12 protein-coding genes and 1 pseudogene are annotated in these 11,122 nt (G+C 59.8%); 5 read left to right on the forward strand and 8 right to left on the reverse strand.

From position 1 onward, the window contains the following. Positions 1-41: 41 nt before the first annotated feature. The 5 genes and pseudogenes from dtd to gabD form a co-directional block, all read right to left on the reverse strand. Positions 42-309: pseudogene (gene dtd / locus EXR36_13955) on the reverse strand (D-tyrosyl-tRNA(Tyr) deacylase). Between the two features lie 6 nt (positions 310-315). Beyond that, positions 316-1,152 (reverse strand): hypothetical protein, encoded by an 837-nt coding sequence (locus tag EXR36_13960; GenBank protein ID MSQ60702.1) that lies wholly within the window; start codon positions 1,150-1,152, stop codon positions 316-318. Between the two features lie 70 nt (positions 1,153-1,222). Then, complete coding sequence (locus tag EXR36_13965; protein MSQ60703.1) at positions 1,223-2,026, reverse strand: zinc-dependent peptidase; 804 nt, start codon at positions 2,024-2,026, stop codon at positions 1,223-1,225. Further along, entirely contained in the window at positions 2,026-3,477 is a 1,452-nt protein-coding gene (locus EXR36_13970) for a DNA recombination protein RmuC (protein ID MSQ60704.1), read from the reverse strand. Before EXR36_13970 ends, EXR36_13965 begins: the two co-directional genes overlap by 1 nt. 31 nt (positions 3,478-3,508) lie before the next feature. Then, positions 3,509-4,966 (reverse strand): NADP-dependent succinate-semialdehyde dehydrogenase I, encoded by a 1,458-nt coding sequence (gabD, locus tag EXR36_13975; GenBank protein ID MSQ60705.1) that lies wholly within the window; start codon positions 4,964-4,966, stop codon positions 3,509-3,511. A gap of 30 nt (positions 4,967-4,996) precedes the next feature. On the opposite strand from gabD, the gene EXR36_13980 reads away from it, so the two are divergent. The 5 genes from EXR36_13980 to EXR36_14000 are packed head-to-tail and all read left to right on the forward strand — an operon-like array spanning position 4,997 to position 8,249. After that, positions 4,997-5,788 (forward strand): type 1 glutamine amidotransferase, encoded by a 792-nt coding sequence (locus EXR36_13980; protein MSQ60706.1) that lies wholly within the window; start codon positions 4,997-4,999, stop codon positions 5,786-5,788. Between the two features lie 49 nt (positions 5,789-5,837). Next, entirely contained in the window at positions 5,838-6,110 is a 273-nt protein-coding gene (locus EXR36_13985; protein ID MSQ60707.1) for a DUF1579 domain-containing protein, read from the forward strand. Between the two features lie 15 nt (positions 6,111-6,125). Beyond that, complete coding sequence (locus EXR36_13990) at positions 6,126-6,350, forward strand: DUF1579 domain-containing protein (protein MSQ60708.1); 225 nt, start codon at positions 6,126-6,128, stop codon at positions 6,348-6,350. 28 nt (positions 6,351-6,378) lie between these two features. Then, complete coding sequence (locus EXR36_13995) at positions 6,379-6,819, forward strand: universal stress protein (GenBank protein ID MSQ60709.1); 441 nt, start codon at positions 6,379-6,381, stop codon at positions 6,817-6,819. After that, entirely contained in the window at positions 6,819-8,249 is a 1,431-nt protein-coding gene (locus EXR36_14000) for a class A beta-lactamase-related serine hydrolase (GenBank protein MSQ60710.1), read from the forward strand. Before EXR36_13995 ends, EXR36_14000 begins: the two co-directional genes overlap by 1 nt. A gap of 270 nt (positions 8,250-8,519) precedes the next feature. Here the strand turns inward: EXR36_14000 and EXR36_14005 are convergent, their stop codons facing one another. From EXR36_14005 to EXR36_14015, 3 genes are all read right to left on the reverse strand, one after another. Beyond that, the gene (locus tag EXR36_14005; protein MSQ60711.1) at positions 8,520-9,002 is read right to left on the reverse strand and encodes a VUT family protein; all 483 of its coding nucleotides are present in this window, start codon (positions 9,000-9,002) and stop codon (positions 8,520-8,522) included. A 74-nt stretch (positions 9,003-9,076) separates the two neighbouring features. Beyond that, positions 9,077-9,415, reverse strand: coding sequence for a DUF3293 domain-containing protein (locus EXR36_14010; GenBank protein MSQ60712.1), 339 nt, complete (start codon positions 9,413-9,415; stop codon positions 9,077-9,079). A gap of 87 nt (positions 9,416-9,502) precedes the next feature. Further along, the gene (locus EXR36_14015) at positions 9,503-10,771 is read right to left on the reverse strand and encodes a molybdopterin containing oxidoreductase (protein MSQ60713.1); all 1,269 of its coding nucleotides are present in this window, start codon (positions 10,769-10,771) and stop codon (positions 9,503-9,505) included. Positions 10,772-11,122: the final 351 nt, after the last annotated feature.

Below are 11,122 nucleotides of genomic sequence, written 5' to 3' on the forward strand. Positions count from 1 at the left end.
CTATTCGCGGGCGCGCCGGCACCACGTGGCCTCTTAGTGTTTCATTCCCTGCGCATTGAATCGAGCCATAGTGTCACTGGCCCGTCGTTGACCAGGGACACCTTCATGTTCGCGCCGAACTCGCCAGTCGAAACGGGCTTGCCTAACTCCCTGGCAAGTACCTTCAAGAATTGCGTAGCACGGCCGCGCGATATCCGGTGGCGCGGCGGCGCTGTAGGAGGGCCGGTTGCCCTTTTGCGTGGAGGCATGCAAAGTGAACTGGCTCACGGCAAGAATATCTCCCCCAACGTCCTTGACGGAGCGGTTCATCACGCCCTACTGATTGATGTTCGCATCGCTGACCTCGTCCACTCTTAGCATCACTGTTCTTTTGTCTCGCCGCGCCTGTTTCGAGCTACCGAGGATGACAGACTGCTGGTCCTGAGATTCCTCGCCAATACCGCCGATTTCCATCCATTGCCCCAATGTGCCTGAAACCGTCGTCGCGGTGTGCTGCACGTTGGTGGATCCGCCGTCATTGAAACGGTCATTCGCCGCGACGATTTCCAAGGTAACCCGGTCACCCGTGATACGCGGCGTGACGCGAAAACCGCGAGCCGCCGTTTGGTATTGGGTGGAACTGGTGATGCGCTGGCCATTGGGCGTTTGCGTAACCGACTGCGTGCTGACGGGGGCTGCTTCGCCCACTTGGATGAGTGCCTCCCTCCCCTCCATCACCCGCACTCGCTGTTCGGCGCGATCTTCGTTCGTGGAGCGTGCATTGCGTGCCCCGACCCTCACGCCCTCTCGCGGCGCATCGCCTACCACCACCTCGGCGTTACGGCCCGCCTTCGCGCGTACTCCCACGGATAGCGCTTCTTCTTCCAATTCGGCCGAACTCGCCTGGCGCACGGATATCACCAACTGGCGCGCGCGCGTGTCGATCGCGCGCAAGACTTCCTTGATCTGTTCGAGTTGTTGCGCGGTTGCCTTGACCACGAGACGGTTGTTCATTCCCGTGACCACGCTTTGCCCGTCGAGCAAAGGGCGCAGAAGAGGAATCACGTCCTCCACGCCACGGTAATGCAGAGGTAGCACAGTCACCTTCAACTCCGCGGCGAGTAGCGCGGTGCTCCATAGAAAAATCATCCAACCGTAACAGGCTCGATGCATGGGACACCTCTTCTTGAATTGGCCGGGTCCGCATGGGTAGTGGCTCACCCCATGCCCCCATCCCCCATCCCTAACCCTTCTCCCGGAGGGAGAAGGGAACTACTCCACTCGCCGCCGGATCTTGGCGGTAGAAGAGTTGCATTTGCCCGTACAGCGCGGGATAAATATCCTTCACGATATCGGGTGTTTCGAAGAAAGCTTCACTGAAAACGGCGAAAAACTCCTCGGGCGCATCGGAGGCGTAGGGGTCGATGGGCGTGTAGCGGCCGCTGTCCACCCAGCGGCAAAAATCCTCGTAAGCCTGGGTGAACACACTAGCCCATGCTTCCTGTTTCATTCCAGGATGCAGGGGCGGATGGCCATTGGCGGCGCCATTGAGCATGTCGAGTTTGTGGGCGAACTCGTGAATGACCACGTTGACGCCGTCGTGGCTGCCATGCTCGACATCCTCCCATGAGAGGATGACTGGGCCGCCAGGCCACGCTTCTCCAGATAGAGTCTCCTCGCCTTGGTGCACGATCCCCATGGGGTCCATGTAGGTGTGCCGGGGCCGGAACTGGGCCGGGTAGAGCACGATGCCGCTCCAGCCGCGGTAGTACTCCATGCCTAAGTTGAGAATGAGCATGCACGCTTGGCATGCCACGCTCAAACGCATTTTCTGCGTCAAAGGAAGTTCGTGGGCGGTGGCGAATTGCTTTTGGTCGAGAAAGAGTTGCACCAATTCGCGCAGGCGGCCCCGCTCTTCGCGATCGAGCGCTTCGAGGAAAGCGAAGCGGCCAATGGTATCGAACCATAGCCCCTCGTCTATCGGAACCCGTTCCTTGGCGCGTGCGAGCGCACGCCCGTGGCGCCACTGCTTGAAAAAAGCGAACACTACCTCGTGGCGGTCACCGCGGGAACCGCTTCTTCATCCAAGGGCAACAACACGTCCGCGGCCTCCTCGCTGCGGGGAATGGCAGTCTCGAACTCCACGCGCTCGATCTGCGCGAAACGCCGGGTGATCTTGTCGCTGGTCACGCGCACGTCTTCGGCATCCTGGTGGGCTTGGCGGATGTGATCGGCCAGTTTGCGCATGCGCTGGTCGAAGCGCCCGAACTCCTTCGCGAGCTTGCCCAGCTCGTCCTTGATGATGTGAACCTGGCGGCGCGTCTCCACATCCTTGATTACCGCGCGCGCGGTATTGAGCACCGCCATCATGGTGGTGGGCGACACAATCCACACGCGCTTTTGCATGGCCACATCTATGATTTCCTGGTGATGGGCATGTATCTCCGCGAACACAGCTTCCGCGGGTAAGAACAGGACGGCCCCATCGGAAGTCTCATTGGCGATGATGTACTTCTGGCATATATCCTCGATATGTTTGCGCAGGTCGAGGCGAAACTGGCGCGTCGCCGAGGCGCGCTCGAGTTCGGACTTATCCGGATCGAACATTCGGTGATAGTTTTCCAAGGGAAACTTGGCGTCCACGGCCACCAATCCCGTGGGCTCGGGTAGTTTCAGCACGCAATCCGCGCGCGTGCCGTTGGAGAGCGTGTACTGAAATTCGTAGGCCACCGAAGGCAAGAGGTTACGCACCAGCGCCTCCAACTGCACCTCGCCGAAGGCACCGCGCGCGCGCTTGTCGCCCAGCAACTCCTGCAAGCTCACCATGTTGGTGGTGAGCCCGTCGATTTTCTTTTGCGCTTCGTCGATGGTGGCCAGGCGCGCCATTACGTTGGCAAAGGTCTCGTTGGTCTTCTTGAACCCCTCGTCCAGGCGCTCGTTCACCTTGCCACTGATCTGGTCCAGCCTGCCGTCCACCACGCGCGTCAATGACTCGATGGTCGTCGTCACCTGCTGGGTGATGGTGCGCAGAGAGTTCTGCAGCAACTCCTGCTGTGCGCGGTTTTGTTCGCCGAGCGTGTGCATCAAGGTGGCGAGCATTTCCGAGCGCAACCCGTCGTGCTTGGACTGCATGTCCAACGTTAGAGCGGATAAGCGCTGGATGAGCACCTCGCGGTGAGAGGATAGTTCCTCTGTTTGCGAGAGCTGCAAGGCGAGGAGCGCATCCCGGCTTTGTTTGAGATCCTGGGACACGCCGTTTCGCAGCCGCTCGGAGAGATCCACCTGCATGGCGGTCTGGCGGTCCCCTAGCGCATTCAAGCCGCTGTTGAGATCCTTCAGCATGTTGAGGTGTTTGTCCTCCATGATCTGGCCCACGAGCGTGGGCAACTCAAGGGTGCCGAGGATGAGTTTTTGCACCTTGACGCCAAGCCAGCCCACGGCGAGCACGACCATCAGGGCGGCGATGCCGAAGAGTATTACGGGGATGAGGGAATCCATGGTTGGAGTATAGCGAGCGGCCGGGTGCGCGCTACTTGTCGATATCCCCCAGGCATATGTACTTCACCTCCAGGAACTCCTCGATGCCGTACTTGGAACCCTCTCGTCCCAGGCCCGACTGTTTGACGCCGCCGAAGGGCGCCACCTCCGTCGAGATCAAACCCGTGTTCACCCCCACCATGCCGTACTCCAGGGCTTCGGCCACGCGATAAATGCGGCCGATGTCGCGGCTATAGAAATAGGAGGCGAGCCCAAACTCCGTGCGGTTGGCCAGCTCGATGACTTCGGCTTCGTCCTTGAACTTGATGAGCGGCGCCACGGGGCCGAAAGTTTCCTCTCGAAACACCTTCATGCTGGGCGTCACACCGACCAGCACCGTGGGTTCATAGAAGGTGCCACCCAGCGCGTGCCGTTTTCCGCCTACAAGCGCCTTGCCGCCCCCAGCGGTGACATCGGCCACATGCTCTTCCACCTTGGCTAGTGCGTTGCGGTCGATCAACGGGCCTTGCACCACGCCCTCTTCCATGCCGTTGCCCACCTTCATCTGCCCCACTTTCTTGGCGAGTTTCTCGGCGAAGACATCGTAGACACCAGCTTGCACGAAGAGGCGGTTGGCGCACACGCAAGTTTGCCCGGTGTTGCGAAACTTGGAGATCATGGCGCCTTCTACCGCGGAATCGAGATCCGCATCGTCGAACACGACGAAGGGCGCGTTGCCCCCCAGTTCCAGGGAAAGTTTCTTGATGGTGCTGGCGGATTGCTGCATCAACACCCGCCCCACTTCCGTGGAGCCGGTAAAGGTGAGTTTCGCCACCATGGGGTTGGAGGACATCTCACCGCCGATGGCGGAAGCCGAACCCGTCAACACGCTCAGCACGCCCGGCGGCACGCCGGCTTCCTCGGCCAGCACGACCATCGCCAGCGCCGAAAAAGGTGTTTGCGTGGCGGGCTTCAAAACCATGGCGCATCCGGAGGCGAGTGCCGGCCCGGCTTTGCGGGTGATCATCGCGTTGGGAAAATTCCATGGCGTGATGGCGGCGCACACGCCGATAGGTTGTTTGATGACGATGATGCGTTTGCCGGCGGCATGCTGGGGAATGGTATCTCCGTAGATGCGCTTGCCTTCTTCCGCGAACCATTCGATGAAAGAGGCACCGTAGGCAATCTCGCCGCGTGCCTCCGTGAGAGGCTTGCCTTGTTCGGCGGTGAGGATGCGAGCCAGGTCTTCCTGGTGCTTCATCATCAAATCGAACCAGCGGCGCAGAATCACGGCGCGCTCTTTCGCGGTGCGCGCGGCCCAGCCTTTCTGTGCCCGCTTGGCCGCCTCGATGGCGCGGCTGGTTTCCGCGGCACCCATCACCGGGATGGTACCCAAGGTGACACCGTTGGCGGGATTCATCACCGCCTTGGTCTGGCCGCTGTCGGCGTTGCACCATTGGCCGTCGATGTAGGCTTGCTGGCGGAAAAGATCCGAGCGCGTGATCTGCATGGTAGGTTTCTCCTAGGGGAGCGAGCGGGAATGACGGGGCATTCTACCGGCACCACCCGTATTGACGTTAGTGGGTATCCTTATGCCTTCCGTTCTCAGTGTGTCAATGTCCCAATGAAACCCATCGCGGTTTTTCAGAACTCTCGCAACGACGGACCTGGCGAGTTCGAAGCATTTGCCATGGCCCATGCCCTCCCCCTGGCGATACACCGCCTCTATGCCGGTGATTCACTGCCGCGGAGCATGGAATCCTTTAGCGGACTTTGCATCCTGGGCAGCCCCAAGAGCGCCAACGACGAGCGTGATGAGTTTCGCGAAATGGAGCGCCTCATTCGGCAGGCCAGGGACATGATGGTTCCGGTGATCGGTCACTGCTTCGGCGGACAAATTCTCGCCAAGGCCTTGGGTGCAACCGTGGGGCGCGCCCCCGTTGCGGAGATCGGTTGGTCCAACGTCAGCGTATCTTCCAGTCCCTTGGCCCGTGAATGGTTCGGCGCCGAGCGTTTTCCCATGTTCCAGTGGCACTACGAAACTTTTTCCGTGCCTCCCGGCGCAATGCTGCTCGCCGCCAGCGAACACTGCGCCCACCAAGCCTTCTGCGCGGACGATATCCATCTGGGCATGCAATTCCATTGCGAGGTGGATGAACTGAAAATCGAGGAGTGGCTGGATAAAACAGGTTGTACCGAGATCGCCTCCGCATCCTCCCCTGGCGTTCAGGATCCTGAAAAAATTCGCGCCCTCGTGCCCTCCTTGCTGCAAACCAGCAAGCGTACGGCCGCCGCCATCTATACCCGCTGGGCATCGGCACTACGACGATAGCAGAGCCCGCACCTATTCGAGTTAGTATCTTTCCGATCCCAAGGAGCCCATTCTGGACAAGCACGCCCTCAACGCAAGCCTTTCCCCTGGCGGGCCTCACCATCTTCTATCCCTCCTCGCCGGCGATTGGGAGGGGAGCACGCTTACCTGGCTTGAGCCAGGCGCCACCGCCGACGAAGCCACGCAGCACGGCACCTTTCAGGTGATTCACAGCGGCTGGTTCGTGCTGCACGAATACCAGAGCACCTTCCAAGGCAATCGCACCACGGGCATGGCACTCCTCGGGTATCACATCCTCAGAAAGAATTTCGAGATGCTGTAGACCGATACGTTTCACATGGGCACTGGAATGATGCTGTGCCGGGGCGAGGAGATGGCGCGCGGCTTTTCCGTGCTCGGGCATTACGACAGCCCGGTGGGAGGAGTCCAATGGGGCTGGCGAACTCAATTGGAGTTGGTGGACCCCAATAACGTCATTCTCAACTCCTGGAACATCGCTCCGGGCCACCCGGAAGTCAAAGCCGTGGAAACCACTTACACTCGCGTCAGAGCCCTATCGTAGTCCCGCACTCAACCGCACCGGAGGCGTTATGTACTCGAGAATTCTCCTTCCCACCAATGGTTCTGAGTTATGCGATGCCGCCAATGAGGAAGGCATCCGCTTCGCGAAATCCATGAACGCCACCATCGTCGCCTTTCACGCCATTCCGGCGAGCTTTTATGTGGCCTTCACCGAGTTCGGTCCCGCCGAGCCTTTGCAAGACCAGCTCGAGAAAGACGCCCAGTTGCGCGGCGACAACCTCGTGGCCGAAATCGCGGAGCGGTGCCAGGCCAGCGCGGTGGCGTGCGAGACCCTCACCTTGGTCAATGATCACGCCTGGGAAGCGATCATCGAAGCGGCCCACACCAAACGCTGCGACTTGATATTCATGGCGTCCCACGGCCGCCGGGGGCTGTCTGCCCTATTACTGGGTAGCGAAACCATGAAAGTGCTCACCCATACCAAGGTACCGGTGCTGGTGTACCGGTAGTGCCTAAGCCGCGAGCGTATGTTCTGCTGTGGACGCTGGCCGCCGCGGCTTGTGGCGATGCGTGGTCTCGTGGCAGCACCGAGGAACTTCTTACGGCTTTGGAAGCCGCGCGCCTTTCCCAAGGCGTCGCCGGTGCAAGCTTCGCCATAGTGACTCCAGGTGCCGTGCTGCGCATGGGCGGCGTGGGCGTCATGGATTGGGAAAAACCCACGCCGGCCACCGAGGACACCCTCTTTCGCATCGGGTCCGTCACAAAAGTATTCACGGCTTCGGTGCTGTTACAAATGCAGCAGGAAGGCAACCTCAAGCTGGCCGGCAAAGTTCGGCAGCATGCGCCGCTCGCGTCCTACATCAACCCATGGGAGGCCGCGCACCCGCTTCGTATCGAGCATTTGCTGGAGCACACGGCCGGTCTTCAGGATTTGACCAAGGAGGAGTTCGACAGCAGCGACCCCAAACCCTTGACCCTGGAAGAAGGCCTGGCGCTGCGGCCCGATTCGCGCACGGTGCGCTGGCAGCCAGGAATGCATTCCTCGTACTCGAATTCGGGCTACGGTCTTGCCGGCTACGTCATCGAGCAAGTACTCAAGCAACGCTACGAGGACGCTGTCCAGATTCGCCTGTTCGATCCCCTCGGGATGAAGAGCAGCGGATTTTTTCAGGACGATGCCTCCCGCGCACGGCTTGCCACCGGCTATCAACCGGACGGTAAAACCCCGCTACGCTATTGGCACATGATCATGCGGCCCTTCGGCGGCATTCACACCAGCGCGCGCGACATGGTTCCCTTCCTCCAGATGATGCTCAAGGAAGGCCGTCACGCAGACAAGGAATTGCTTTCGCCAGAATCCATCCGGCGCATGGAAACACCGCTCACCACCCTCGCGGCGCGCTCCGGTTTGCGCTTTGGCTATGGCCTCGGAGTGCATCATTACCTGTACCGCGGATTCGTTTTTCTTGGCCATGGGGGCGATGCCGACGGTTACCTCGCGCACTTCGGATACAACCGCTCGCTGGGTACCGCCTACTTCATCGCCATCAACCGCTTTCATTGGTCCGCGCTGCGCGCGCTACGGCGTGTCATCGAGGCATGGATCACGGAGGATGCCTTGCCAAGCGTTCCGCCGCCGGAGATGAAACTCACGCAGGATCAACTACGCGAATATACGGGCCGCTACGAGGCGGCCACTTCCAGGTTCACTCAAACCAGCGCCGCGGAGCGCTCCCAGCAAATCGTCCGCGTTGTCTACGCGGACGGACGGCTCTACACCGAAACCGCCAACGGCTCGCGCGACGCGCTCATTGCGGTCACCCCACGGCACTTTCGCCGCGAGGGGGAACCGGAGGCCACCGCAGCCTTCGTATATGGAGAGGACGGGAAGCTGTACTTTCAAGAGGACGAGAACTTGGTGCGGGTTCCCGAGCCGTGAAGGCTGAATTCAAAATCCTCACCACAGAGGCACAGAGAACGGCGAATGCATTCGAAAAAATGCTCTTCATGGGGACGGCATAACCCAATATTGCCGGCTAAAGCTCGTTCGCCCTGAGCTTGTCGAAGGGTGAATGGGCTTCGACAAGCTCAGCCCGATCGGCTAACAGAACAGCTACGCGGCATACCCCCTCCTTTTGCTTTCAGCCAGAAAGTGGTTTTCTCTGTGCCTCTGTGCCTCTGTGCCTCTGTGGTAGACAGCCTTCCAGGTTCAAGCAGTCGGCCGCACCAACAACAACGCCGCCCGGAATGGGACTAAAGTCAGAACGGCCAAGGCCAGCTTCACGGCGAAATCTCCCAGCCCCAAGGTGACCCACGGCACACCGGTGCCGTAAAAGGCGAGCGCGAAGAACAAGGCCGTGTCCAGCGCCGAGCCCGCCAAAGTGGAGTATAGCGGCGGCTTCCACCATGAGCGGCGGCGCAGGCGGTCGAAAATCCACGCATCCACCAGTTCGGCGCACAAAAAGGCTGTGCCGGAGGCGAACGCAATCCTGGGCGTGGCGAAGATAGCAGACAGAATAATGGCCGCCACGAATCCCACGTAAATCAATTGGCGCGCGGCCTTGAACCCGTAATAGCGGTTGGCGATATCGCTGGTCAAGAACGCGAAGGGGTAGATGATGGCCCCCCAGGTCAACCAATCGTTGAGGGGGTATTGAACGAGGATGTTCGAGCTCAATATCACCGCGATCATCACCGCGGAGACGCATGCGAAGGGGACTAAACTGGCCAAGGAGGGCTCCCGGTCAAAAGGGTGCGCATTCTCCCTTATCGCGCGCCGTCGCACCAGAGCAGGCGCGCGCTCCCGCCGCACTCCCCTGCAAGCACCGCGTTTTGACAGTGATCCAGGCCTAGCCGGCGGATCGCGGTAGCATCGATGTTCAATACGAAAAACCCAAGCTCGGCTGCGTAATCCGGCCCGTCGCTGCTCGCTGCCAGGAAGCGAAACCCCTGGCGCCGAAGTTCTCGTCGAAGCACGGCATTGCGGCCTTGGTTGCGCCAGCGCGGCAACACCCAGGAGCGGGGATTCCACGCCGTCATGAAACCCCAGCAACGCGCGCCTAGTTGCCGCAGCACTCTATCCAGAGCTGGGTTTTCTTGATCCACGAAAATGCGTACTGTATGGCGGCCGAAGCGAACCCAGTATCGCGCCGTGCGATAGGTGTGTTCCAGCGTCCTTTGGCGCGAAATTTTCTAGACCACTTTCACCGCAATACGGTGGCAAGCATTGTTGCCATAGCCGCCTTCGTTCCACTCCGGCACCACCAACGGCTGCACTCGCCCGCCGTCATCGGTGGCGCGCGCCCAGATCTCGTAATAGCCCTTCGCCGGGAACGTGACGTCGGCCGTGAATCGTTGGGGAGCGTAGCGGTTGCGTGGCGTCGTGATCCTGGTACCCATCCAAGTCTTGCCAAAGTCCATGGAGAGATCCACCTTTTGCACACGATGGGCGCTGGTCCAAGCCCTTCCCCGCACTTGCAGCGGAGCGCTCTGCTCATGCTGAATTCCTGACTTGGGGAACGTGATGATGGACTTCACCGGCATGTCTTCGATGATGCAGTAGTTGTCCGATGCCCGCCCCGCCGTGCTCCCCTTGCAGGGCATGCGATAGTCGCGGCCGTTCATCTTCTCGCCGTCGTGCACCTTGTTACGAACGGAAATGCGCGTGACCCATTTACCGGACGCCGAGGCCGGATAGCCGCCAAATATCAAGCGCAGCGGAAAACCGTGCGCAAAAGGTAGGTCTACCCCATTCATTCCCCAAACGATGAGCGATTCCTCTTCCAACGCTTTCGCGACCGGCACTCCTCGCGAAATCGCCTCCTTCTTGGGATCTCCGCTCAAATGGGCGTCCACGCTGTGGTATCCGACGTAGACCGCATCGTCCTTCACGCCTGAGGCGTGCAGCACGTCGGCCAGTTTCAACCCATTCCACGTGGGAAAACCAACCCCCCCGTAAGTCCACTGATTCCCCTTGGCAGGAGGATTGAACGCGGCGCGCCCGTTACCAGCGCACTCCAAGGCAATGTGATGAGTGACAGGTTTGAATTTCACCTTGAGTTCCGCCAAGCTATAGCTCTTTCTCGTTGCCGCCGATTCGCCATCGATCGTTAGCATCCAGTCCAACGGATCGAGTTGATCGGGCTTGGGCATTAGGCCATTGTTGCGCACAAACATCAAACTCGCAGGGGTGTAATTGTCATCCAGCAAATGCGCGGGCGTCTCCGCCACGAATGGCTGGTCGCCCAGAACGATTAGATCGGCATCCTTGCCATAGGCTTCCAGATCGTCCTTCGCCAACGCGACAGGAATGAGACCATTGGGATAATTTCGGCCGAAAGGCACGTGCATGCCCACCGCCGCGGCAATGGCAAGGCCGCCTCCACGTTTAAGGAAACTCCTGCGCTCAAGTTCGATGCCATTTGATGCGAAGCCCGGCGTCTTCGGGAGAGTGTGATTCATTTCTAATCCTGGCAGTGGGTTGTTCGAGTGGTGTGCAGCTCGCTAAGCGAGCTTATATTGACACAAGCGGGACCTCATTCTTAGCGCCTCGCCCCTCATTGGTGGAACGCGACAGACTGGGCTGGTGGTAATTGGTTACATCAAGTCGCTGGGCGAAGCGGGGCTTCCAGGCAGAGTGCGGTAACGAACAGATGTCGCTCTCTAAACCGGTATACGATAATGCGTAGCTGCCTCCTACTTGGCGAGGACTGGTTTATCCCGGCAGGAGATGGACTGCAACCTTGCGAATGAGTTGTTTGACTATGCCAAGAAACGATCCAATACGCTGCGGAGAAATCGCCTTAACCATGC

It is taken from the genome of Betaproteobacteria bacterium (genome assembly GCA_009693245.1).
GTDB lineage: Bacteria > Pseudomonadota > Gammaproteobacteria > Burkholderiales > SHXO01 > SHXO01.

Excerpts from the sequence above, each read along its gene's own strand:
- EXR36_14005 (MSQ60711.1), bottom strand. The coding sequence starts at position 9,002 with ATGATCGCGGTGATATTGAGCTCGAACATCCTCGTTCAATACCCCCTC.
- EXR36_13970 (MSQ60704.1), bottom strand. The coding sequence starts at position 3,477 with ATGGATTCCCTCATCCCCGTAATACTCTTCGGCATCGCCGCCCTGATG.
- gabD (MSQ60705.1), bottom strand. The coding sequence starts at position 4,966 with ATGCAGATCACGCGCTCGGATCTTTTCCGCCAGCAAGCCTACATCGAC.
- EXR36_13990 (MSQ60708.1), top strand. The coding sequence starts at position 6,126 with ATGGGCACTGGAATGATGCTGTGCCGGGGCGAGGAGATGGCGCGCGGC.
- EXR36_13995 (MSQ60709.1), top strand. The coding sequence starts at position 6,379 with ATGTACTCGAGAATTCTCCTTCCCACCAATGGTTCTGAGTTATGCGAT.
- EXR36_14015 (MSQ60713.1), bottom strand. The coding sequence starts at position 10,771 with ATGAATCACACTCTCCCGAAGACGCCGGGCTTCGCATCAAATGGCATC.
- EXR36_13960 (MSQ60702.1), bottom strand. The coding sequence starts at position 1,152 with ATGCATCGAGCCTGTTACGGTTGGATGATTTTTCTATGGAGCACCGCG.
- EXR36_13980 (MSQ60706.1), top strand. The coding sequence starts at position 4,997 with ATGACGGGGCATTCTACCGGCACCACCCGTATTGACGTTAGTGGGTAT.